This window comes from Nitrospira sp., assembly GCA_005116745.1.
In the GTDB taxonomy this organism is placed as follows: Bacteria; Nitrospirota; Nitrospiria; order Nitrospirales; family Nitrospiraceae; genus Nitrospira_D.
In genome coordinates this window covers 785458-810194 of sequence record SWDS01000006.1, presented here as the reverse complement: position 1 = coordinate 810194, position 24737 = coordinate 785458, and the positions used below count along the sequence as shown (strand labels likewise).

Genomic DNA, 24737 nt, shown 5'->3' with positions numbered 1-24737 from the left:
CCTTCTATAATTGAGAGATTATAGACTTGTCGGCAATTGTTATTTCTGGGAGATAAGAAAGCATGAGCACGTTGCCACTGATGTTTAAGAAAGAAGGATTAGTCGAGAAACATCAGCTTGAAGGAGTTGATCCGAGCGATCGATATTTCAACCGCACCATTCTGGTCAATCGGACTCCATCGGGATACTCGGGAAAGATTATGTATGAAGCCTTCGTTGTTGAGAGTCCCTCGCACTCGACTATTGCTGCAACAGTGAAAGAATTAGTGGATAAACTTCAAGGGTTCGGGTTCACTCGCATGAGAACGCGGGCCAATTTCAAGGGGACTCGCTATCTGGCTGAAAAAGAAACGTGGCTTGACTACCCCGATCAGGCTTAAATTGAGCCGATGAATTCCTGATACACCAGATCATGGATCGCCGGACGGAACTCACGAATTGCTTCATTCCTGCTTGATGGATGCACTCGATTTGAGAGCAGAACAACCTCCAGTTCTCGCATGGGGTCGATCCAGAGGGACGTCCCCGTATAGCCGAGATGGCCAAATGATTGAGCTGCGAAATGGCATCCTGCAGATGAAGGGACTGACGGTGTATCCCACCCGAGCGCCCAACTGGAAGATCCTTCCAATTTCTGTCTTCGTGTAAATTCATCGACCATGGCCCGATCGAGGATTGTGACTCGGCCGTGATACGCTCCCAACCACTCGCCTGAGATCGCCAACACCGCGTCTACAGTCCCAAATAGCCCGGCATGACCAGCCTCACCACCCAACGCAGCTGCATTCTGATCGTGGACTTCTCCACACAAGAGGTGTCCTCGCCATCGATCAATTTCCGTCGGCGCTACACCACCCATATCGGCATCTAGGCTCTTAGAAAGTGCACGGGGTTGTCCGGGCAGGATAAATCCGATTGGGGGCTTCCCCAAGGGGCACACAATGTGGTCGAGAAAATATTCGCTCATTGATTGTCCGCTGATTCGCTCAATAATAAAGCCGAGCAACATGAAGCCGAGATCGCTGTACAGGCTGCGTGTGCCCCGTTCATATACCGGCGTCTCAGACTGAATGAGGCGAAGCATAGCCCGCTTGGCCTGCTCTCGCTCTCCAGCCGACGAAGAAATTGCTCCATCTGGGCTGACCTGTTCATAGAATCCCCGCCAGCCAGGCAAACCTGACGAATGCGTCAGGAGGTGGCGAATTGTCGCAGAGCCGATGCAAGTACTGGCACATTCTGAAAGATGGTCGGCCACATAGTCATCAAGTTGGCAACGACCTTTCTGCATCAACAAAACGAGAGCCGTAACGGTGGCTAATGGTTTTGTCAACGAAGCCAGGTCGTAAATGGTGGAGGGGCTGACGGGAGATCCTGGAGGGACGGTTGAAAGATGACCGGCATGAAAGCGAACAACCGGTCTAGTGCCACATCGCACGGCCAATACGGCCCCCGGAAAGACCCCGTCGGTAACGGCTCGATCGAGTGCTGCTTGGATCACACTAAGATTGGGCATCGGGATGAGGATGATGGGAAATGCTTAGGGGTAATGATCACGCATGACGCAGCGGTAGCGTTCTCAACCCGAACGGTCAACGGGTAGGGCTTGATTCCCCTTCCAACTTTTCTTCCTGCATGATGCCATGATCCTGGTACGCTTCACTGGCTTCCACGTCTAACATCCGCTCGAAGGTTTGAAGCGTCGCCCGCATCCGCTCAACCATGAGCAGCCGCTGCTTCTGCAGCAGAGACAAGTCTCGCTGTGTGTTTCCTAGCTCCACTCGCGCTTGTCGGAATAACTCGCTGGCTTTCAGTTCCGCCTCTTTGACGATCAACTCGGCATCGCGTTGCGCGCTTCGCTTGACATCCTCGGCCAAGGACTGCGCCGAAATCAATGTGGTAGACAACGTCGCCTCTGTTCGTTTGAGATCCGAGACCTGCTGTTCAAGCGTCATAATTCGATCACGCAACGTGGCATTGTCACGATTCAGGTATTCGACGGTTTGGGCAATCTCTTCTAGAAAGCGGTTGACCTCTTCACGGTCATAGCCACGAAGCTTGACTTGAAAGACCATCTGTTGAATGTCGAGCGGTGTAATTTTCATGACAGCCTCCCTGTGTTGGCCCCCTATCCAGCCAAATGCATAAGCGACGGCACGATAAACTTCTGCAGAAAAGTGAGAACGAGAATTAGGATAAGAGGTGAAAGGTCCATACCAAACTTCCACCCAACCAGTCTTCGAATTGGGGCTAGGGCCGGTTCCGTCACACGAGTGAGAAATTGGACGATTGGATTCCACGGGTCCGGATTGACCCAGGAAATGAGCGCACGAGCTATTACCACATAAATATACAGTTCCAAAACATAGTAAACCACCGAGGCTAATGCACTGAAAAAGTTCTCAAACAGAAACATCAGCGTCCAAGCTCCTGAGAACGTTTCGTTGCGGCCTCAACGGCGTCGATCAACACACCCCGGAGGCCTCCCTGTTCCAACCGATGCAAACCCGCAATTGTCGTTCCACCAGGAGATACCACCTGATCTTTGAGCTGCGCCGGATGCTGCCCAGTTTCTATGACCATCCGTGCTGCACCCAACACGGTCTGCGCGGCAAGGAGACTGGCTGTTTCTCGCGACAACCCCATCTTGACGCCGCCATCGGCCATCGCTTCGATCATGAGAAAGACGTACGCCGGTCCGCTTCCGCTCAAGCCGGTCACAGCATCCATGAAGCGCTCTTCGACAGGCACCACCTTCCCAACCGATTCAAAGAGCTGTCGCGCACATGCCACCTCACTCTCTCCTACCCCGGGACCGATCGCCAAGGCAGTCATCCCTTCACCGACCATCGCCGGCGTATTCGGCATCGCGCGAATGACGCGAGCCTGCGGCCCGCAAGCCTCAATAATTCGCATGAGTGGCATTCCCGCAACCACCGAGATCACAAGCTGTTTCGCCAACCCATCCCTGATCTCCTTAAGGACTGCGGCCGTTACCTGAGGTTTTACGGCCAGCACAATGGCATCTCCTGAGACTACTGCCTCATGATTCGTGGCACTAATCTGAACGCCGTACTGCTTCTTGAGATGATCCAGGCGGGCCGTATCTGGATCAGCGACATAGATCTGCTCGGCCTTATAGCCCCCGGAGGACAGCACCCCACTGATCAAGGCCTCCGCCATCCGGCCACCGCCCACAAACGAGATGTTAGGCATGACTGTTGGACTAGACATGCCGCGTTCCAAAGATGGCGGTGCCAACCCGGACCAATGTCGCCCCTTCCTCAATGGCCACGTCATAATCGTTTGACATTCCCATTGACAGTTCATCCATCGCTACGGTCGGTAAGTGTAAGGCCGCGATCTGTCGAGCGAGTTCATGGAGTGTGCGGAAATACGGCCTGGCCGAATCCTGACCAGCGGTTGGCGGAGGAATCGTCATGAGGCCTTTGATAGAAACATGAGGGAGTTGCGCCATCATGGATACCAAACGTACCACGTCATCGGGATGAAACCCTGCCTTAGTCGGTTCCCCCCCGATATTTACTTCCAGCAAGACATTCTGCTGACAACCGGCTTCCTCCGCACGGCGATTGATTTCTTGCGCGAGCTCTACCGTATCTACCGAATGAATGAGGTCGAATCGACCGATCACCGACCGTACCTTCCTTCGTTGCAGCTGCCCGATAAAATGCCAGCGAACCGGTGCCTGGGTGAACATGGCTATTTTAGGGAGCGCTTCCTGTACTCGATTTTCACCCAAAATGGACAGGCCAGCGCGCACACCCTCTGCAATATGTTCAACGGTCACGGTCTTGGTCACGGCGACGAGCCGCACCGTACCGGCAGGACGTCCAGCTTTTTCCTCCGCCAACCGAATCTTCGTCAGAATCGATTGAACACGTTGTTCGATCGTTTCAGGGGTGAGCGGTTCCATGGTCCTCTCGCACGAGTTGCGGGCGCTCATTCAGCGACCTGTTCTTCATTCTAGCGGAAGCGCAGCCGAATTGGCAGAGCCTCACCTATGCTTGCCTCATCGGCAACCCGATGGCACTGACCATGGTCCCGTTGACCTTCCCCTCCCGCCGGTAGGAAAAAAAGAGGTCTTTGTGGCAAATCGTACAGACATTGACTGTGGTGATGCAGCTCGGAGACACCCCGAAGGCTTGCGCCTGTTCTTTGACGAGGGCTTTTAAATCAAGATGCGCTCTTCCTTCTCTCTTGATTCGAACCACCTTCTTCCAATCTGAAAATCCCTGATATAGACGGTCAAGAACCGGCTCATCCACTTCATAGCAGCAAACCCCAGCCGATGGCCCGATACTGATCCGCACATGCTCCAGACGCGAGCCAAAGCGAGACCTCAACAAGGCTAAGGTTTTTGGAACAATGCCGGCAACCGCTCCTCGCCAGCCGGCATGGACTGCAGCCACAACCCGACGCTGAGGATCATGCATGAGAATCGGAACACAATCTGCCGTCCGTACCGCCACCATAATACCAGGTTGATCAGTAACCAAGGCATCCCAACCTCCCACAAATCGGTCCGTCGGGGCGAGGACACGGTCCACCACCAACGCCTCTGTCCCATGGACTTGCTTCACTGAGAGCGTCCATGAAGATGATGCTGATCCTGGTATCCCTCTCCGCGGAATCCCCATTTCAAGGCCAAGCCCCATGGCATGCCGACGGGTCCCGAAAAAATGGCGGACCTGAGTCCCGGCATCCACAAACGCCGGCACGGTAATAACCGATGAGCTTGTCATCATCACCTTCCCTGCCTCATCACGCGAAGATAGACCCGCGATCAGTCTGTTTGTTTGCGAAGAAAGGTCGGCACATCCCACTCATCTTCGGCCGTCATCACCGCTCGATCCATGGACTCTCGCACATCATTCATTCGTCTCAAAAAGGTCGGGCGATCGAGGTCTTTTATCGGTCGATCTCCCGCTAAGGCAGCACCCATGCCGGCTAACGCTGCGGGGACAGGTTTGGCTGGCCGACTTGCTCCCCTATCAGCTCCGATCGTGACGGACGCTGAGTCCTCTTCTCGTTCAAACCCAGTCGCGATCACCGTAATGATCAGTTCCTCGCCCATGTCCGGGTTGATGACCTGACCGACGATGATGTTGGCTTCAGGATCTGCCGCCTGTTGGATGATCGAGGCGGCTTCTTCGATCTCGTGCAGCGACATGCTGGGGCCTCCCGTAATGTTCAACAGAACACCGCAGGCCCCCTCAACACTTCCTTCCTCAAGGAGAGGACTACACATAGCCTTTTGCGCCGCTTCGATCGCCCGATTCGGCCCATAGGACACACCCATGCCCATGACCGCTCGTCCCGTGTGCGACATCACGGTACGAACATCGGCAAAATCGACGTTGACATGTCCTGTGGTCGTAATGACGTCGGCGATACCTTGAATCGCTTGACGCAGCACATCATCCGCGACCTTAAAGGCTTCAAGAAGCGGAGTGGATTTATCGACGATCCCCAGCAGCCGCTGGTTCGGAATCACGAGCAACGTATCGACGTGCCGACGCAAGTCGCGGATTCCTTCTTCCGCGTGTCTGTGTCGCCGTTGGCCTTCATAGTGAAACGGTTTTGTCACGACGCCTACCGTAAGGATGCCCATTTCGCGGGCAATGCTGGCCACGATGGGGGCGGCTCCTGTGCCGGTTCCTCCCCCCATTCCGGCCGTGACAAAGACCATATCGGCCCCTTCGAGACATTCTCGGATATGTTCTTTACTCTCAAGCGCGGCATCTCGACCGATCTCCGGCTTTGCCCCCGCACCCAACCCCCTGGTGCGTTCAGGCCCGAGCTGGATCTTATACGGGGCCAACGACCGATCAAGCGCCTGAAGATCGGTGTTCCCGGCGATAAAATCGACGCGTGCGAGTCCTGAGGTGATCATCGTGTTGATCGCGTTGCACCCGGCACCACCAATTCCGATCACCTTGATGCGGACCGGTGACAGCATATCTTCCTGAAATGAGAACATTGGGGCACCTCCTCACCGCGCCTCGCACGACGACCTGCCTGCCGTCCGCAAGGGTTCTAAAGGTTAAAAGACCTCCGACACCCACTTCGTCCACCCACGCATTTTTGCCCAGGGCCCTCCATTGCGCAGCCCGGCCGTTTCTAATTCACCGACATGTCGCCGGGCGTGTAACAATAGACCGACTCCGGTCGAATGACTGGGATGGCCGACAGTTTCTCGTAACCCTCCGACACCGGACGGTATGCCCCGACGTGCCGGCAAGTTCAAAACCTTCTCCGCGGCGTCGGGCATGCCCTCTAATAACGATGTGCCTCCGGTGAGCACGACACCGGCCCCCAATATCCCTTCATAGCCAGCACGTGCAATTTCTCTCCGGACGAGCTCAAAGATCTCCTCAACGCGCGGCTCCAAAATCTCAGCAATAGCCCGTCTGGAAAATGTTCGAGCTGGCCGATCTCCAACAGACGGTACATCGATGATCTGATGCCCTGTCAGCAACTCAGTCAGCGCCATACCATACTGCGTTTTGATCTTCTCAGCCTCAGTCTGTGACGTGTGGAGGACGAAGGCCAAATCCTTTGTCAAGTTTTGGCCACCGATGGGAAGGACCGCTGAGTGACGAATGCTGCCATCCAGGAAAATAGCCAGGTCCGTTGTCCCGCCTCCTAAGTCCACCATTACCACACCCAAGTCACGCTCTTCTTGGCCCAATACGGCTTCACTGGAGGCGAGCGGCTGCAAAATAATGTCCACGACATCGAGTCCAGCTCGATTCACGCACTTCACAATATTCTGCGCAGAGGTCACGGCACCGGTGATGACATGCACGTTCACTTCCAAGCGATTACCAGAAAGGCCTAACGGTTCGCGCACACCTTCCTGTCCATCCACCATGAACTCTCGCGGGAGCACGTGAAGAATCCTGCGTTCATGGGGAATGACAGCGAGAGTACGAGCGCTTTCAATGGCCCGCTGGATATCTTCACGAGTCACCTCGGCTCGTTTCAGTGCCACGACGCCTTTGCAGTTTTCAGCAGAGATGTGGCTACCCGCGATGCCGGTGTAGACCGAGTTAATCTGGACGGCCGCCATCAACTCCGCTTCTTCGACTGCTTTCTTTATGGATTCGACGGTGCTTTCGATATTAACGACCACTCCCTTACGTAAACCAAGGGAAGGACTCGATCCGACGCCGATAATACTAATCCCTCCAGCATCGGTCATCTCCGCCACGATCGCACAGATCTTCGTGGTTCCAATGTCGAGGCCGACCAGAATTTGATCCCGTTTCGGCACCGCGATCACCCTCCTTCCCGTACGACAATCCTATTTTCGTACCGGAGATCCACTTCGCTCACTCCACGCCCCCGACCGTCAAAGTTCAGAGTCTTGAGTGTCGGTTTGACGCGTCGGAACCGTTCCCACTGCTCTCCAACCGTTGCCTCCCCGAACTGAAATCGCACTCCCTGTACAAGCGCGATGAGATTTGAGGGGTTTTCGGCGTTTACTTGTAGCCGACCTTCGAAGGTTTGTCCGACCAAATGTGCAAGCTCGATGCCCGCCGCAATGACCTGCTTTACCGACTCAGTCTCTTCTAGTAAACCTTTGGAATCGATTCCTGTCACAAGAGGCAATGCATCATCATCGGTCTGACCGAGCCTAGTCAGCACATGCCCCTCCGCATCAGTCAGAAAGTTCTGAGAGTCGGCACGGATAACCGCAGCTGGTTTTCGCTCAACCAGGGATATGCGTAACTCATGAAACGGAACGCGGGTCACGTCAGCTTCTTTGACCCATGGATGAGATTCCACCTGCTCCTTAATCACGCTCGTGACAATATGGTGGAGGCCAGTACCAGATTTCACCTTCGCAAGATCGAGCACTTTCTGTCTATCGATGTGGTGGCCGCCTTCGATCGTAACGGTCTTGATTTCCAGCAATGCTTGGAGCACAGGGCCAGCGTATTTCACACTGATCGCGATGGTCCCTGCCACGAATACCGTACCGATGATCACGCCAGCCCATCGCGTCAGGACCTTTCGTCTGGCTGTTGTCCCCTGTTGGGCTTCCCTCCCCGTGCTCTCTCCTTCCTGATCCTTCCACTGATTTTTCCGTGGCTCCACGGGAGAAGGTCGTCGTTTTCTTCTCAAGAATGGCATCGCACTCACTCCTTCGGCACCACCTGCGCAAAGCGATTCGCACGATCAAGGGCCGACTGCAGAATCCGTTCAACTAAGACATCGTACGCAATCCCAACTTGAGCTGCGGCCATGGGCAAAAGACTAGTCTCCGTCATGCCGGGAACCGTATTGATCTCCAAGACATAGGGCCGACCCCTCGAAGTGATCCGAAAATCTACGCGAGCAGCCCCCTCGCACTCCAACGCCTCGTAGGTTCGCCTCGCTAGTTCACTGATGTGGCGCATCACCTTGGGAGGGAACGGAGCGGGACAGAGGTACTGAGTCTTGCCCTTCTGATACTTTGCCGAGAAGTCGTAAAAACCCTCAGGCGCCACGATTTCAATGGCAGGGAGCACGGCGGGACCTTCCGCCGTTGTTCCCAGAATGGAAACGGCAGCTTCATGTCCAGGAATATAACTCTCCACCAGCGCCTCTGGATCATAGCGATGCGCAAGGGCGAGCGCCTCTTTCCATTGAGTGCGGCGACGCACGATCGTCACCCCAATCGTAGAACCCTGCGAAACCGGCTTGACGACAATCGGCAATTTCAGTTTGGTCTGCCTCAGAACCTTCGCCAATGACGACCTGTCACATGCGCGCACAACGGTGCCGGCCGGTAGCGGGATACCATGTGCGGCCAATAGCATTTTTGTGGCTGCCTTGTGCATGCCTACGGCACTCGCACGTATACCGGATCCGGTATAGGGAATTCCCAACGTCTCGAGAAATCCCTGGATGGTTCCGTCTTCACCGCCCGGTCCGTGCAACGAGAGAAACGCAATGGCGACTTTCTGATCCTCCAAATCTCGATGCAGACGATCGGTGACATCGATGGCCACCGCATCGTATCCTTGACGGATCAGGGCCTGATGAACAGCCTGACCGGTCTTGAGTGAAATATCCCGTTCTGAAGAGCGTCCTCCCATGAGCACGCCGATCCGGGCATTTGTTAGACGACCCATCGTTACAACGACTCCCTTCGCTATACTTCACCCACGATTTTCAACTCCAGCTCCAATTTGATCCCCATCTTTCGCATAATTCCCGTACGTATCTTCTTGATAAGCGAGAGGACATCGGAGGCACAGGCCTGCCCTTGATTCACAATAAAGTTGGCATGCTTCATCGAGACCTGTGCATCACCGACTGATGTACCCTTGAACCCTGTCGCTTCAACGACTCGCCCTGCCGAATCGTTCAGCGGATTCTTGAACACACAGCCGGCGCTCGGTAGCGTAAGCGGCTGCGTATCGCGGCGGTAGTGGAGATAGTCTTTTACGACCTTTTCGATATCTGCTCGCACTCCCGACCTCAGTTGCAGCCATACTCCGACCACCACACCCAGCGGCAATGTCGCCCGGCGATACCCAAATTCGATCGCCTCTGCGGAACAGTCCATCAGTGCGCCTTTCGGCGACACAATCCGAACGGCTTTCACTGAGTCTTTCATCTCACCGAGCCGTGTCCCTGCATTCATCACGACACACCCTGCGACAGTGCCGGGAATACCGGCCGCCCACTCCAATCCCGCCAAGGACCGGCGGATGGCATGGCCAATCAGGGTCGGCATGCCGACACCGCCTTCGGCATACAACACGGATCCTGGTTCTTCTTTAATCGCGCGTAATTTCCCCAAACTAACCACCACACCCCGAATGCCTTTGTCCCGAACCAGGAGGTTGGTGCCACCCAACACAAAGATCGGAAGCTTCTGCTCATGCGTCTGTTTGGTGAGCTGAACAACATCCTCCACGTCAGCCGGCTCCACCAACACATCAGCGGGACCACCAATATGGAATGACGTGTACTCTCTAAGCGGGGCATTGAAGCGAACCACCCCTCGAACGCCGGCCACGGCAGACTCCAATCTGCGCTGTACCCGCATTGGTCGTCCCTTCGCTCCATCTGTGTGCATCGATGCGTCATGGGCCATCAAGCAGACTCAAGCCGTGCAAGAATCCCAGTTCCAGCCTTCCAGATATCGCCCGCCCCCAACGTAAGAACAAGATCGCCCGGTCTGAGATGAGGCAGTACCTGATCCGGTAGCGTTTCCTTGCGCTCGAGGAAGGTCACAGATGGATGCCCTGCCGCCTTGATCGTTTCGGCAAGGGCCGCTCCAGAAACTCCCGGTATCGGTGATTCACCGGCCGGATAAATTTCTGTCATGAACAGCATGTCGGCGTGCGCAAAGGCATCCGCAAAATCTCCAATGCAATCCCGCGTGCGGCTATATCGGTGCGGCTGGAAAAGAACCACCAATCGACGGTCCCAGCCCTGTTTGGCAGCCGCAAGAGTTGCTTTCACCTCAGTGGGATGGTGGCCATAGTCGTCGACCACCATGATGCCGCCGACTTCGCCTCGCAAATGAAACCGCCGTTCAACTCCCGTAAAGGCCGCCAACCCTTTGCGAATCAGGTCGACAGGAATCTCTAGCTCAACCCCGATCGCAATGGCCACCAGCGCATTGGAAACGTTGTGGATCCCCGGCACAGCTAAGCGAAATGGACCAAGATTCTTCCCACGGAAATGTGCCCGGAACTCGGCGCTCCATTGCTTCAGGCTAATATCGGTTGCCTTGAAATCGGGTACCACCCCATCCCGATCCCGAAGCCCGTAGGTGTGATACTGCTTGACCAGGCGAGGGAACAGTGCGGCCAGACGATCATCATCGGCACACAAAACCGCTACGCCGTAAAACGGTATTTTATTGATGAATTCGAGAAAGCTCTCGTTGATGCGTTCCATCGACCCGTAATGATCAAGGTGCTCACGGTCCAAATTGGTCACCGCCACGATGGTCGGAGAGAGACGAAGAAATGATCCATCACTTTCGTCCGCCTCCGCCACAAGCAAGTCGCCTCGTCCAAGCCGTGCATGGCTGCCCAAAGCATTAACCTTGCCTCCAATCACCATTGTGGGGTCGAGGCCACCTTGCGCCAACACGTTTGCGACCATGGATGTCGTCGTGGTCTTTCCATGGGCACCGGCGATAGCTACCCCAAACTTCAGACGCATCAGCTCCGCCAACATCTCCGCCCTTGGAATGACTGGAATCTGCTTGCTCTTCGCTACCACAACTTCCGGGTTACTCGCTGCCACGGCGGAGGAAATGACCACGACTTGCGCCTCTCCCACATTGGACTCCTGATGCCCAATGAATACTTTCCCACCGAGTTCTTCCAGTCGCCTCGTCGTCTCCGAAACGTTCAGATCTGAACCGGTTACCTTGTATCCCATCGTGAGCAGCACTTCTGCGATGCCACTCATGCCGGCCCCGCCGATTCCGACGAGATGAATCTGCTGTATTTTTCGAAAAAGTGTCATGCGTGCCTGCCTTTGTCGTCCTGCTGAAGTCCGTGACCGAATCCCTTGTTCACCAACAACACTAACCTCCGGTCGCTCTAGTAGATTGGTTGATGTCATGTGTCACTCCCATGAGCGTGTAGCATTCACCGACGATCACTTCGCCGGCATTGATTCGTCTCATCTCCAAGCTCTTCCGTTGCATCGTCCCTAGCCGTTGTGGATCCGACAAGACAGCGTCGATCATCTCACTCAGTTTTACTCCGGTGAGATCTGCTTGCGGAAACACAATGGCCCCTCCCGCTGCCTCCATCGCCCGTGCATTCTTCATCTGGTGATCATAGATCGCCGTCGGCAACGGAATCAGAATCGCGGCTTTTCCGCAGGCCGTCAGTTCGGCAATGGTCATCGCGCCAGCACGAGCCACCACCAGGTCGGCTGCCCGAAGAACAGCCGGCATATCGTAGAGAAACGGGACAATCTTGGCTTGGATGCCCAATGTTCGATACGTTTTACTGACTCGCTCGTAATCTCCCTCGCCCGTCTGATGCGTGATGGTTAGGCCTGGAAACCGTTGGCACAGCAGGGGTAATCCTTCCAATACCGCACTGTTGATGGCCCTGGCCCCCTGGCTCCCACCAAAAATCAGTAGGTGTTGGCCATCCTGCTTAGTCGACGCGTTGTTGACTAGTTGCACCAAAAACTCCTGTCGAATCGGTGTCCCGACGACACGCACCTTCCGTCGGTCAAAGGAAGTCCCGGCCGACTCAAATGCCAAAAAAATCCGCTGCGCAAAAGGAGCGACGACTTTGTTGGCCAATCCGGGATAGGCATTCGGCTCCAGAATCACCCGGGCAATTCCTTTCAAGGCAGCAGCACCCAACATGGTCGGACTCGTGTAGCCCCCCACCCCGATCACGAGATCAGCCTTCCGTCGATTCAGAAGGTCTAGGGATTGCCAAATCCCAATAGGCACGGAACAGACTCCCCGCATGACATCCAGTAGCCCCTTTCCCATCACCGGCTTGGCGGTAATCATTGCCAGCTCAAACCCTTCATGCGCGAGAACTTTCGATTCGACCCCTCGTGTCGTACCAACAAAGAGGATCTTCGTAGAAGGGTCACGACGCTGAAATTCCCGAGCCAATGCCACAGCTGGATACAGATGCCCACCGGTCCCTCCGGCGGCGATCACAATGGTCATTGTCGCTGCACCCCGTCCCGCCCACTTCGTTGTCTCATCTCCTCCTGCCCTGCCTGTCGATCTCGCGAGATATTCAGTAAGATCCCCACTCCTACCAGACTCATGACCAAGGAGGATCCCCCATAACTGACAAACGGCAATGTCAGTCCTTTGGTCGGCAAGAGTCCCGTAACCACAGAGGCGTTGATTAACGCTTGAACGGCAATGAGCAACGTGATCCCCATGCCGAGATACCGACCAAACGGCGTTTGTGCGCGCGCCGCGATCTGAAAGCCGCGGATGGCGAACACAGCAAAGAATAGAATAATAATTCCTGTACCTACCAATCCAAGTTCCTCGCCCATCAACGCCAAGACAAAATCGGTGTGGGCTTCTGGGAGGAAAAAAAGCTTTTGTTTGCCCTCGCCCAACCCGACTCCGAACAATCCCCCACTGCCAAACGCAAGCAACGATTGATTGACCTGAAACCCCGATCCAGTCGGATCCTGCTCTGGATTGAGAAACGCAAGAAGCCGCTTCCAGCGATAGGGCGACAGCCAAATCAACACCGCCATCGCGACTAGCGCCACCGGCACGAGCCTGAAAAGATGGGATATTCGCGCCCCGCCAAGAAATAACATCCCAGCTGTAACCAGTCCAATCACCACGATGGTCCCGAGATCTGGCTCCAGCAGAACCAAGCCGCTGAGGAGACCGACCACTGCAACCGCCGGCATGAGCCCATCGCGAAAATTCTGGATCCGATCCTCCTTTTTGGCCAGATACGCGGCGAGATAAATCACGGTGATCAGCTTCACCATTTCGACCGGCTGAATTGAAATTGGTCCAAGGTGCAGCCATCGTCTGGCCCCCTTCACTGCCACCCCGACCGATGGAATCAACACCAGGACCAGCAACACGGTGATGAGACCAAGAAGTGGAAGCGCCAGTCGTTTCCACCAGACATAGTCGATCCGAGACACCACATGGAGAAGTGCTAGCCCGAATGCTAGCCACGCCAGTTGTCGCTTCAGGAAGTACCACGAATCGTGAAAGCGCTTGTTTTCTCCAGCCACCACGGCGCTTGCGCTGAACACCATCACCAGACCCACGAGCGCCAGGGTCACGGTGACGATCAACAAGAGATGATCGAACGTGACCTGCTTCGTGGCCTTCGGGCTTGAAGTAGACCATGGCAGCGTCAGGGTCCCTGCAGATCTCTGCGACATTGGTGCGTATCAATTCTCCTCTGCCTCGCCGTCAGCTACGCCGGCAACGATTGCACGAGTGCTTTAAACTGACGGCCTCGATCCTGGTAATCTGCAAACATATCAAAACTCGCGCAGGCTGGTGACAGCAGCACCACCTCGCCGACACCGGCTCCCGCTGCCGCCAACTCAATGGCCTGCTTCAAAGTCTCAGCCCGTTCAACTTCCTGATAACCTTCTATCGCCTTCACAATGAGCGACGCCGCTTCACCGATCAGAATGAGCCGCTTCACTCTCCGGCGAATAACGGGAGCTAACCGAGAAAAATCTCCCCCCTTATCTCGGCCCCCGGCGATCAGCCAAATCGGCTGCTCAATACTTTCCAATGCTTTGAGGGTCGCATCTACATTGGTCCCCTTCGAGTCGTTGATAAAGCAGGTGCCTCGGCGCTCACGAACCACCTCCAACGCATGTTCCAAGCCAGGAAACTCTCTAAGAACCTGACGAACAACACTGAGCGGGCACCCGCTCAACAGTGCATAGGTGGCAGCCACCATGGCGTTTTCGACGTTGTGATTACCGAGGATCTTGATCTCGCTCCGAGGACAGATCTCCTGAGTCCGGCCTCCAATGGTTGTCATGAGGCGATCCCGATCGAGATAGGTCCCTCCGTCTAAATCGGACGGTAACGTCTGAGTCCTCGTGAAACCCAGTACCCGAGCCCTCGCACCCCGCCGCAACGGAGCCACCCTTGAATCATCCAGATTGAAGAGGGCATAGTCGGACGGAGTTTGATTCTCGAAAATTCTGTTTTTCGCGGCAATATATTCGTCAATCGACTCATAGCGATCCTGATGGTCCACCGTCACGTTGAGAATCCCGGCAATCCATGGATGAAACTGCTCGACGGTTTCCAGTTGGAAGCTGGACACTTCCGCCACCAACGCGTCATACGGGCATGGGCAGCCCGCCTTCATGGCTTGCAACGAGTGTAGGGCAGCCTCACTGATCGCCGTGCCTAAATTCCCGCCGACAAATACCCGTTTTCCACTCTCTTGCAGCATCTTCCCAGTCAGCGTGACCGTCGTGCTCTTTCCATTAGTACCGGTCAGAGCCAGAATTGGAGCGGAAAGAAACCGCGATGCGAGATCGAGTTCACTGATGACCTTCACACCTCGGTGGCGAACGCGCTCAAGGGCCTCCAACCGATAGGGGACTCCTGGACTAATGACGACGAGTTCGGCTGTGTTGAGAGCCGATTCATAATCCCTGCCTAGAGCGAAACGCGTCGTGGCCTGATCCAGCGATTCAAGCACACCGAGTAACTCTCCTCGATCTTTTCGATCGGCCAGCGTCACCACCGCGCCAACTTCCTGGAGTAGGCGGGCGGCAGCCACGCCACTCCGTGCCAGTCCGACGACTGTGACGCGAGCTCCTGCCAACTGAGTGGTGTCCACTCCCACCATCTCCATTACCTCAACTTGAGCGTGCTCAAACTCAATAGCGCCAACAAAATGGCAATGATCCAGAGACGCACAACGACTTTCGGCTCCTCCCAGCCTTTCATCTCAAAGTGGTGGTGGATTGGAGCCATGAGGAATATTCGCTTCCCTCGGGATTTGAATGAGGCAACTTGGAAAATAACCGAGACGGCTTCGATCACGAAGACGCCGCCGACCATAAGCAACAACAGCTCATGCTTGCTGATGACCGCGACCGTCCCAAGGGCCGCCCCGAGTGGGAGCGAACCGACATCGCCCATAAAGACCGAGGCCGGATAGGTGTTGAACCAAAGGAACCCAAGACTCGAACCCAGGATGGCCGCCGTAAAGACCGCCAACTCTCCAGCTCCGTCGATGTGCGGGATCAGAAGGTATTCCGACATCAATCGATGACCGGTGACGTAAGCGACCACGGTGTACGCCAATGCGGCAATCATGACAGGACCAATCGCCAGCCCGTCGAGACCATCAGTGAGGTTCACGGCGTTGGAACAACCGACGATCACCAACACGGCAAAGACAATATAAAACCATCCCAAATCAGGCGTGAAACTCTTGAAAAATGGGACACTCAGCTTCGTGCTATAGCCAGGTAACGAGTACAAAATTAGCGCGACGATGAGCGCGACGATGATTTGAGCCGTGAATTTTTGCGATGCGGAAAGCCCCTTTGATTGAGCCTTGATGAATTTGAGATAGTCGTCCGCAAACCCAATGGCACAAAACCCCAGTGTCGCCACAAGGACTAGCCAGATATAGGGACGCGAGATGTCGGCCCAGAGCAGCGTGGACAACGTGACTGCGAAAATAATGAGGATGCCGCCCATCGTAGGCGTTCCACTTTTAGCGAGATGTCGCTTTGGTCCGTCATCCCGTATCTGTTGCCCTAACTTGATTTCTTGAAGCTTGCGAATCACCCACGGCGCGAGCACAAAGGCGATCAGAAACGCCGTGACCGCGGCATAAATGATTCGAAAGCTCTGATATCGAAAGACATTCAGAAACGAAAATTCTTTATGGAATGGATAGAGCCAGATATACAGCATAGCCTGAACGACCGTTAGGACGCCTTTCGTGTCGTATGGGTTGCTCCTCGAAGCGCATCAGCGACAAGCTCTAATTTCATCCCGCGCGATGCTTTGATCAGCACGGTATCACCAGGTTTCACAAAGGTTTTTATGGCGTCGGACGCCGCGCGCGCATCCGGGACTTCGAGAATATGGGCTTGATCCAGTCCTGCCTGCTTCGCCCCTTTGGCGAGGCTCCGCCCCAATGGTCCACAAGCTACGAGCTGATCAATACCGTGGCGTGCCACGAAACCGCCGACTTCCTCATGCATCTGAGCGGCATTCGGGCCAAGTTCCAGCATATCGCCAAGCACGGCAATTCTCTTTCGTTTTGCCCCTGTTTGTGCGAGCAACTGCACTGCGGCTTTCATGGAGGCAGGGTTGGCATTGTAACAGTCGATGATCAACTTCACGCCCTGACTCACTCGCACTTGCGACCGCATGGCAGCAGGCCTGAAACGGGACAGTCCTTGAGCGATCACCCCTCCGGGTAAGCCCAGAATCGAACCGACTGCCCCTGCAGCCAACGCATTGGTGACGTTATGGTCCCCTTGCACTCGAATATGAACCGCGGTGCGGCGGACCATGCCTGGGAGTAGAAGACGAAAGATCGTCCCATTGCGCCCGTCGGATTCCAGATCCATGGCACGGACGTCAGCTTTTGATGAAAAACCAAACGACACCACACGACAACGAGCTCGTGCAGCAAGGTAGTCGTAATACGAATCATCTGCGTTCAGGATTGCAACTCCATCAGGAGGAAGGAGATCCAGTATCTCCGCCTTTGCCTGAGCTGACACCTCCATCGTGCCAAAAAACTCTAAATGGTCGGGGCCGATGTTCGTAATGATCCCGATCGTGGGGCGAACTATTTCACACAGCCTGGTGGTCTGACCGAGATTGTCGACTCCCATCTCGATGACCGCTCCCTTGTGTCGCTCGTTCAGGCGAAGCAGTGTCTGCGGGACGCCCACACGGTTATTCAAATTCCCTTCCGTCTTGAGAATCTTCCAGCGATGGGACATGACACTGGCGACCATTTCTTTCGTCGTCGTCTTACCGTTGCTTCCTGTGACGGCCACGACAGGAATGTGAAATCGGCTTCGGTGGTATGCAGCCAGCTGCTGATAGACATGGAGTGGATCGCGGACACCGAGGATAAATGGCTGGGCCCGCTTCGAACCACGCCTCAAGGAAATCCCCGACACATCGTAGGAATCAAGCACGATCGCTCCAGCCGCCCCGCGCGAGAGTGCCGTCGCCACAAAGTCATGGCCGTCGAATCGATCTCCCTGGAATGCAAGAAAGAGATCACCAGGCTGAAGAGAGCGAGTGTCGAGACTGATTCCACGGATACGTTGTTTTGCCCAACTCACCCCATCGCTGGCCAAGACTTTAGCGCTGATCACTTCCCGCAATTCTTCGACGGTAAACAGTGTCATCTGGATACTTCCACGCACCGACCGCCCCCTGCATCCGTTGGCTAGATGCGGGCTCCGAGTCGTTCGATAGCGTCGCGTGCCACCTCGCGATCGTCGAAATGAACCTTCTGTGTGCCGATGATTTGGTAGTCTTCGTGTCCTTTACCGGCAATCAACACCATATCCCCACTCTGGGCCTCCCGCACCGCCTCTTCGATGGCGTCTCGCCGATCAGACACTTTTCGGTACTGAACGTGTGGCCGTAGGCGCAGTGCCTCGATCACCCCGACTTCTACTTCTTCCAGGATTGAGAGAGGGTCCTCGGTTCTGGGATTGTCCGACGTCAGTATCACGACGTCGCTGTAGCGCACAGCCGCGTCTCCCATCTTCGGCCTCTTTCCTCGGTCACGGTCTCCACCGCACCCAAAAACCGTGATGATGCGTCCGGTTTTCAGTACTTGTGCCGCCGTCAGTAATCGGACTAGCGCGTCTTCAGTGTGGGCGTAATCTACGGCCACCGTAAATGGCTGGCCCGCAATCACACGTTCGAACCGTCCCGGCACGTTCGTGACCCTCGCCACGGCCTCACGAATTTGCGAGGGTGTGGCCCCTTCGTGGAGCGCGACGCCTATGGCCGCAAGTAGGTTGTAGACATTGTGCTCACCTACAAGATGACTCTCGATGGGGAAGCTCCCGACCGGAGTCGACGCAGTAAAGGTTGTCCCCTGAAGAGACAGCCGCACCTTTTCCGCACGCAGGTCCGCCGTGGCCTTTAATGCATAGGTCCAAACCGGAGCAGGACAACGCTCGATAATGCGACTTCCATAGGGGTCATCAATGTTGACGATCGCTCGTTTATTCGACTTGAGTCCTTTTTCCAATCCCAAAAAGAGCCTCAGTTTTGTCTGAAAGTACTCTTCCATGGTCTTATGAAAGTCGAGATGGTCCTGAGTCAGATTCGAAAAGACCGCCACATCATATTCGCATCCACTCGTGCGGTCCTGTGCCAGGGCATGAGAAGACACTTCCATCACGGCGGTGGTGCACCCGCCGGCGACCATCTTGGCAAGCAACTGTTGCAGTTCAAGAGAACCAGGTGTCGTGTGTGTGGCCGGCATCGAGCGCTCACCAATTTGATAGGCGACGGTTCCAATCAACCCTATTGGGTGCCCCAAGGCTTCCAGCAGCGCTTTACAGATAGAGGTCGTGGTGGTTTTCCCATTCGTTCCAGTCACACCGATCATCCGGATCTTCGATGAGGGGTCTCCATAAAAATGCCCCCCCAGCAGACCGAGTGCCTTTCTGGAGTCGTCAACACGGACGAATGGAAGAGACACCTCACTCACCGGCTGCTGAGACAACAATGCGACCATCCCCCCTCTCATTGCAGCTGGGATAAAGTCATGCCCATCAACCTGCTCGCCTTTCACGGCGACAAAGAGACTGTGGGGCGAGACAGCTCGAGAATCGTCAGTAATCGCGTTGATGGAGACGTCCAAATTTCCACGGCGATCAAGAATCTTCACCCGTCCTTCTAGCGACTGAAGCAAGGTTGCCAAGGTCATCGACACTCCCCAGTACGAGTACTATTGTCGCGAAGCCATCGCCAACGTGATGGGCGCATCCGATGGCACGCCTAAGTAGCTTAACACCTGCTCCCCGACGCGACTAAACACCGGAGCAGCGACAGCCCCACCCTGCGTATCGCCTAGAGGTTCATCGATCACCACGATCATAGCGAGCTGCGGGTTGTCTGCTGGCGCATACCCCGCAAAAGACGCAACAAATCGAGAGGCTGAATAGGCACCGGTTCGGGGGTCGATTTTTTGGGCGGTACCAGTTTTCCCAGCCACCCGAAATCCCGGGATAGCCGCATTCGTCCCGGTGCCGTCCGTCACAACACCTTCAAGAATCTTCGTCACGCTGCGAGCAGTTTCTCGAGAAATGACCCGTCGCTTGGCTTGAGGAGGGACCTGCCTGAGGATGTGGTTATCAGCATCTCGTATTTCTGACACCACGTAGGGCTTCATCAACATACCCTCGTTGGCGATGGCCGCAACCGCAGATACCATTTGAAGTGGCGTCACACCAATCTCTTGCCCTATGGAAATAGACGCGACCGAACGGCGCCCCCAGTCTTTAGGGTCTCTCACCAGCCCAACTCCCTCTCCGGGAAGATCGATCTCCGTTCGCTGCCCGAAACCGAATGCCTGGAGGTATCGATAGAGCCGGTGCTCCCCCAACGCCATACCGGTCTTTGCCGCCCCAATGTTGCTGGACTTCTGAATCACCTGCGCAAAGGAGATCCATCCCAATCGCTCATGATCATGAATCACGGTGTTCGCAACCGTCATACGACCATGCTCCCCAAATACCATCGTATTTGGCCTTACCACTCGTTCCTCAATGGCTGCCGCAGCCATCATCGCCTTCATAGTTGACCCTGGTTCATAGGCATCTGTCAGCGCCCTGTTCCGCCAGCGATCAGGGTTCAGCGCCGATACGGCGTTGGGATCAAATCGCGGACTCACCGCCATAGCCAACACCGCGCCCGTCTTTGGATCAAGCACAATCATTGTTCCTGACTTGGCCCGCGCACGGCCAACCGCGTCCTCAAGCTCTCTCTCAACGATATACTGAATCACCTCATCAATCGTAAGCGTGAGGCTATGACCCGGCGTCGGACTCCGTTCCATCATTCCCTTAGGAAATACCGTATGCCCGAAAGCATCGCGTTGCAGCACCATCATCCGCTTCTCACCATGCAAGTAGGGTTCGTAGCGATGCTCGACGCCTTCCAAGCCCTCACCGTCCATTCCTGAAAAACCCAACACATGGGCCAGAAGTGGCCCTTTGGGATAAAACCGCCGCCCTTCCATCACAACCCCGATCCCATCAAGCGACAAACGATCCAGGCGACGCCCCTGCTCAGGATCCAACTTTCGAGCTAACCAGACAAATCTCCGGTCCTGTCGGAGTTTTCGTTCCAACTCATCAGTCTTCACATGCAGAATCGGCGATAACTGCCGAGCAGTCTTAAGCGGGCTATCTACTGTGTTTGGAACTCCGAATACGGACTGCACCTCCACATTCATGGCTAAAATCTTGCCATGCCGGTCGACGATCGTGCCGCGAGCCCCTTCAAGCGATACCGTCTTTTGGTGCTGTCGATTCGCTTGGGCTGAGAGTTCAGCCGCTTGCAACACTTGCAGCGTGACCAGCCGGAACAGAACCACTCCAAACCCACACAGCAACAGCAGCAATAAGACATACCGACGACCGCGAGAAAGAAGGGAACCAGCCACTAGAACCTCCCGTTGGGAAGATCATTCCTGGCGACTTTCAGCTCAACCAGCGCAATACCTGAGGGATGGACACCACTTGGTCTTGGTCTGGACTGAACCACGATGATTTGCCCTTGCTGAGGCAGACTCATGCCGAGTTTTTCCGTCGCCAATTTTGCGATCCGGTTGGAGGCGCTTAATGTGGAAAATGTGACGCGAAGCTCATCTCGTTGACGTTCCAGCACCGTCTTGTCACGCTTCAACCGTTCAATCTGATAGCCGATCCGAACCATGTCTACGCGTTCCCACACAAACACAAATACGAGACAGAGTCCTAGAAAAACGGAGACGGTCTTCATAAAAGTCCCATCCTCGGTTGACGTTCAGCGACTCGTAATTTAGCGCTTCGTGATCGGGGGTTTGCTTCGCACTCGGCCCCCGAAGGAAGGACCGGTTTCTTCGTGAGTATCGACACAGTGGCGTCCGGCTCTTGCGCAAGAGACCGGAACGTATGCTTCACAATACGATCTTCGAGAGAATGAAAGGAAATCGCGCAAACCCTTCCTCCCACAGCCAACACGTCGGTTGCATCTCGAAGCGAGGGCTCCAAGAAATCTAGTTCATGATTCACCGTAATGCGAAGCGCCTGAAAGGTCCGCGTGGCACAATGAATCCGTCCGTGGCGATAAGGCGCCGGCACGGACCGAGCGATGATAGAGGCAAGTACTCCGGTGGTCATGACTGGCTGTCGTTGCCTTTCCTGCACGATGGCCCGAGCAATTCGCCTGGCATACCTCTCTTCCCCATTCTGAAATATGATGTCCGCAAGCTCATGTTCGGGACTACTGTTCACCAAATCGGCGGCAGTTGTCCCGATCGTTTGGTCCATGCGCATATCAAGCGGACCTTCTCGCTGAAAACTGAACCCTCGCAAGGGATCATCCAACTGCGGGGATGAAACCCCAAAATCGAACAGCACACCATCGACCTGCGCGATACCCGCTTCAGTAAGGTGTGACTTTAAGTCTCGATAATTTCCTTGCCGCAACACAATCCGGTCTCCGAATCGACTCAAGCGCTGCTGACTAAACTCAATGGCCTGAGAGTCCTGGTCAAGCCCTACAACCCTTGTCCCGACAGGGCTAGCCATTAAGAGCATTTCAGCATGCCCACCATATCCCACCGTACAATCGACAATTGTGGTAGGTTGTTGAAAAATAAGCCAAGATCGCACTTCTTGTCCGAGTACTGGGATGTGCAATTTTTCACTAAAAATACTTTCACCCACACGCCTCCACTTCTCCCCACTTCACGAAGTATACTCTGGCATTTTTGCTTGTCAACAGTCTTTCGGTAACTTAGTGAGGCCTAAAGGCAGTAGGTGGAGAAGTGTGGCACATCGCGCCATATAGTAACTGATATCCGATCGATTTATTCTTTAATTGCAACAGGCTACGCAGCCTTAGCCCTCTGGCAAGAGTCCGCATTTCCCTAGCCCATCAAACTGGTGAAGTTTGATTGACTTCAAGGGATTTCGATTAGAGAATGCTATTATGTCTCTAAACTATTCGTCTTCCTCATGCATAAGACCGTTTCTGCTCTTCATCCTTCCGCTCCTCTACCTGGAGCAGGCCGGTGCGAAGGACTTCAATCCTGATAACCCACTCAATCAACCGGCACCGATCTATTGGTGTTCGAGCAAGGCGCCGGGCCAACAGATTTCAGCCAAAAAGAATGTTGGCTGTGAGCCACTCTTCGATCCGCAGGCGGCAGAGTCTTTTCGGGAGAAAGCACGCCAACAAGGATTCGATCTCCCCGACCGTGATCCGATAAAAATTGAAGAATTACGGAATGTAGCCTCCAAATTTTCAGATCGCTACCGGGCCTTCCTGTCCTGCTGCTTGACGACTAGCGATGCACCGAGCGACATCGTCGAGATGATTGATGAAGCCAATCATATCCTCCAAGCCATTCGGCAGAAAGGCGTTTATAATTCAACGGAGCTGGGAAAGCGCCAAGGAACCAGCATTATCGGAATGGTTGCACGTGCTCGGGAAGACCTATTGCGCCTTCAGGACCGCCTGGATAAATTGAACGAAGCACAACAGGGTCTCAAAGAAGTTGACTACGAAACCAGCGGCAGGGCCAAAGCACAGATCCAAGAGGAAGAAGAGGCGATCAAGAAGGAGTTCATGGCCAAAAGGCCGCCATCAGCAGCACCGACCGGGATTGAGATCGAGGATACGACCTTGCGATCACGAATCGGAGGGGGCATCGAAGACACGAAGTCGAATTCCAACTTCGGTGCGGACATCGGCGCCTCGGTGTCTCCCTATAGCAATGCGGGCGAATCACTTCGCCTGCGGAGAGGAGAGGATGTTCACGACAGTCAGCTCCCCCATCGGCCTGGAACGGATATGCAAGAGACCTCCATGTCCAGCAGCACTGGGTTCGAAGTCGACAACGCACAAAATCGTGAAGGTACCTCAACCGTTCCACGACGAGGGGTTGGTGCTTCTATTGGAGACTCTGACTTGAATAGCAAGAGGCGATAGCCCGCCCCTCACGGTTTTCCTCCCACCACCGGCATCGGCTCCCAGATCTCCCCCGCATCCTGACTGCGATAGAGGCCACTCCCATTTGTGCCGGCATAGAACACCCCTGGATCCGCTTCGCTTTGTGCGATCGTTCTGATGTTGGTAGTCGCCAACCCCTTGTTGAGCACCACCCACGTGCCCCCGCCATCTTCACTCCGATGCACGCCATCCCGTCCCGTGATGTAGATCACCCCTCGACGCGTTCGGTCAAGCACCATAGCAATGATCATCTGATCGGCAAGCGATTCTCCGATTCGTTTCCAACCCTTGGCCGCATCGGTTGTTTTATAGAGCCCCGCGAGCGTGGCGGCGTAAACCGTATTGGGCTCGTATGGATCAACCAGTATGGAGGTGACATTCAGTGCCCGGGACGTTTTCACCATGTCCGGCGGCACCAGCCCGTTGTTCACTTTTACCCAATGTGCGGCCTGATCCATCGACTTGTAAACGCCGCCGCTGGTTCCAGCATACAGAATGGAAGGCCTGGTCGGATCCATGCCCAACGTCACAACCATCAACACTTCGTTCATACCCTCCATTTTCTTCGTCCATTGTTCGCCGCCGTTCTTGGTTTCAAACACACCCATCGTGGTCGCGAGAAAAATGTGCTGCGCGTCGGCAGGATCGAAGAGGAACTGATTCACCACGGACGTAATGGTCGCATCATCAAGCCCCGATCGCATTGAGATCCAGCGCTGTCCACCATCATAACTTTTGTAGACGGCGTCGCCCTTCGTTCCCGCATACACAGTCGCGGGATAAACGGGATCAATTGCCATAGCGATCACACGGGAATAGCTCATTCCTTGAGAAAGGTTTGTCCATGTCTGGCCGGCATCACGGGTTTTATAGATATAGTCGTTCGTCGCGACGTAGATGATATCGGGATTCTTTGGATGGAGCTGGATCAGAACGATCGGATCGCTGCGATTGCAGCCGGCAAAAGAGATCGCGAGAAAGAGGAGCAGGCGTAGCATCTTCATGGAGGTGA

The 24737-nt window shown here is 55.0% G+C and carries 24 protein-coding genes; 2 read left to right on the top strand and 22 right to left on the bottom strand.

Annotated features, from left to right (window positions below):
* Window positions 1-62 precede the first annotated feature (62 nt).
* Window positions 63-380 (top strand): hypothetical protein, encoded by a 318-nt coding sequence (locus E8D52_09605; protein ID TKB69213.1) that lies wholly within the window; start codon window positions 63-65, stop codon window positions 378-380.
* Here the strand turns inward: E8D52_09605 and E8D52_09600 are convergent.
* The 21 genes from E8D52_09600 to rsmH all read right to left on the bottom strand — a co-directional run bounded on the left by E8D52_09600 (window position 377) and on the right by rsmH (window position 22425).
* Window positions 377-1513 (bottom strand): beta-lactamase family protein, encoded by a 1137-nt coding sequence (locus E8D52_09600; protein TKB69212.1) that lies wholly within the window; start codon window positions 1511-1513, stop codon window positions 377-379. The genes E8D52_09605 and E8D52_09600 overlap by 4 nt on opposite strands.
* Window positions 1514-1589: 76 nt before the next feature.
* Window positions 1590-2102 carry a DivIVA domain-containing protein gene (locus E8D52_09595; protein ID TKB69211.1) on the bottom strand — a complete coding sequence of 171 codons (513 nt, stop codon included), beginning with the start codon at window positions 2100-2102 and terminating at the stop codon, window positions 1590-1592.
* Between the two features lie 23 nt (window positions 2103-2125).
* On the bottom strand, window positions 2126-2413 hold the full coding sequence (locus E8D52_09590) for a YggT family protein (GenBank protein ID TKB69210.1): 288 nt from the start codon (window positions 2411-2413) through the stop codon (window positions 2126-2128).
* Entirely contained in the window at window positions 2413-3213 is an 801-nt protein-coding gene (proC, locus tag E8D52_09585; GenBank protein TKB69463.1) for a pyrroline-5-carboxylate reductase, read from the bottom strand. The genes E8D52_09590 and proC overlap by 1 nt, the downstream gene beginning before the upstream one ends.
* A 10-nt stretch (window positions 3214-3223) precedes the next feature.
* A complete protein-coding gene (locus tag E8D52_09580) occupies window positions 3224-3934 on the bottom strand; it encodes a YggS family pyridoxal phosphate-dependent enzyme (protein ID TKB69209.1) in 711 nt (236 codons plus the stop codon).
* Between the two features lie 85 nt (window positions 3935-4019).
* Window positions 4020-4769: a peptidoglycan editing factor PgeF gene (gene pgeF, locus E8D52_09575; GenBank protein ID TKB69208.1), complete on the bottom strand. Its 750-nt coding sequence runs from the start codon at window positions 4767-4769 to the stop codon at window positions 4020-4022.
* Window positions 4770-4804: 35 nt separating this feature from the next.
* A complete protein-coding gene (ftsZ, locus tag E8D52_09570) occupies window positions 4805-6001 on the bottom strand; it encodes a cell division protein FtsZ (GenBank protein TKB69207.1) in 1197 nt (398 codons plus the stop codon).
* Between the two features lie 63 nt (window positions 6002-6064).
* The gene (gene ftsA, locus E8D52_09565; protein ID TKB69206.1) at window positions 6065-7306 is read right to left on the bottom strand and encodes a cell division protein FtsA; all 1242 of its coding nucleotides are present in this window, start codon (window positions 7304-7306) and stop codon (window positions 6065-6067) included.
* On the bottom strand, window positions 7303-8160 hold the full coding sequence (locus E8D52_09560; protein ID TKB69205.1) for an FtsQ-type POTRA domain-containing protein: 858 nt from the start codon (window positions 8158-8160) through the stop codon (window positions 7303-7305). The genes ftsA and E8D52_09560 overlap by 4 nt, the downstream gene beginning before the upstream one ends.
* 5 nt (window positions 8161-8165) lie before the next feature.
* Complete coding sequence (locus E8D52_09555) at window positions 8166-9143, bottom strand: D-alanine--D-alanine ligase (protein ID TKB69204.1); 978 nt, start codon at window positions 9141-9143, stop codon at window positions 8166-8168.
* 20 nt (window positions 9144-9163) lie between these two features.
* A complete protein-coding gene (gene murB, locus E8D52_09550) occupies window positions 9164-10114 on the bottom strand; it encodes a UDP-N-acetylmuramate dehydrogenase (protein TKB69203.1) in 951 nt (316 codons plus the stop codon).
* Window positions 10114-11505: a UDP-N-acetylmuramate--L-alanine ligase gene (locus tag E8D52_09545; protein ID TKB69202.1), complete on the bottom strand. Its 1392-nt coding sequence runs from the start codon at window positions 11503-11505 to the stop codon at window positions 10114-10116. Before E8D52_09545 ends, murB begins: the two co-directional genes overlap by 1 nt.
* 61 nt (window positions 11506-11566) lie before the next feature.
* Window positions 11567-12688, bottom strand: coding sequence for an undecaprenyldiphospho-muramoylpentapeptide beta-N-acetylglucosaminyltransferase (gene murG, locus E8D52_09540; GenBank protein ID TKB69201.1), 1122 nt, complete (start codon window positions 12686-12688; stop codon window positions 11567-11569).
* On the bottom strand, window positions 12685-13896 hold the full coding sequence (gene ftsW / locus E8D52_09535; protein TKB69200.1) for a putative lipid II flippase FtsW: 1212 nt from the start codon (window positions 13894-13896) through the stop codon (window positions 12685-12687). The genes murG and ftsW overlap by 4 nt, the downstream gene beginning before the upstream one ends.
* A gap of 35 nt (window positions 13897-13931) precedes the next feature.
* Complete coding sequence (gene murD / locus E8D52_09530) at window positions 13932-15347, bottom strand: UDP-N-acetylmuramoyl-L-alanine--D-glutamate ligase (GenBank protein ID TKB69199.1); 1416 nt, start codon at window positions 15345-15347, stop codon at window positions 13932-13934.
* Window positions 15347-16423 carry a phospho-N-acetylmuramoyl-pentapeptide-transferase gene (locus tag E8D52_09525; protein TKB69198.1) on the bottom strand — a complete coding sequence of 359 codons (1077 nt, stop codon included), beginning with the start codon at window positions 16421-16423 and terminating at the stop codon, window positions 15347-15349. Before E8D52_09525 ends, murD begins: the two co-directional genes overlap by 1 nt.
* Before the next feature lie 14 nt (window positions 16424-16437).
* A complete protein-coding gene (locus E8D52_09520) occupies window positions 16438-17886 on the bottom strand; it encodes a UDP-N-acetylmuramoyl-tripeptide--D-alanyl-D-alanine ligase (GenBank protein TKB69197.1) in 1449 nt (482 codons plus the stop codon).
* 41 nt (window positions 17887-17927) lie between these two features.
* Window positions 17928-19430: a UDP-N-acetylmuramoyl-L-alanyl-D-glutamate--2,6-diaminopimelate ligase gene (locus E8D52_09515; protein ID TKB69196.1), complete on the bottom strand. Its 1503-nt coding sequence runs from the start codon at window positions 19428-19430 to the stop codon at window positions 17928-17930.
* Between the two features lie 21 nt (window positions 19431-19451).
* Window positions 19452-21170: a penicillin-binding protein 2 gene (locus tag E8D52_09510; GenBank protein TKB69195.1), complete on the bottom strand. Its 1719-nt coding sequence runs from the start codon at window positions 21168-21170 to the stop codon at window positions 19452-19454.
* Window positions 21170-21508: a hypothetical protein gene (locus E8D52_09505; GenBank protein ID TKB69194.1), complete on the bottom strand. Its 339-nt coding sequence runs from the start codon at window positions 21506-21508 to the stop codon at window positions 21170-21172. The genes E8D52_09510 and E8D52_09505 overlap by 1 nt, the downstream gene beginning before the upstream one ends.
* On the bottom strand, window positions 21505-22425 hold the full coding sequence (rsmH, locus tag E8D52_09500) for a 16S rRNA (cytosine(1402)-N(4))-methyltransferase RsmH (GenBank protein TKB69462.1): 921 nt from the start codon (window positions 22423-22425) through the stop codon (window positions 21505-21507). Before rsmH ends, E8D52_09505 begins: the two co-directional genes overlap by 4 nt.
* Window positions 22426-22702: 277 nt before the next feature.
* On the opposite strand from rsmH, the gene E8D52_09495 reads away from it, so the two are divergent.
* The gene (locus E8D52_09495; protein ID TKB69193.1) at window positions 22703-23704 is read left to right on the top strand and encodes a hypothetical protein; all 1002 of its coding nucleotides are present in this window, start codon (window positions 22703-22705) and stop codon (window positions 23702-23704) included.
* An 8-nt stretch (window positions 23705-23712) separates the two neighbouring features.
* On the opposite strand, the gene E8D52_09490 is transcribed toward E8D52_09495, so the two are convergent.
* Window positions 23713-24729 carry a hypothetical protein gene (locus tag E8D52_09490; protein ID TKB69192.1) on the bottom strand — a complete coding sequence of 339 codons (1017 nt, stop codon included), beginning with the start codon at window positions 24727-24729 and terminating at the stop codon, window positions 23713-23715.
* Window positions 24730-24737 lie beyond the last annotated feature (8 nt).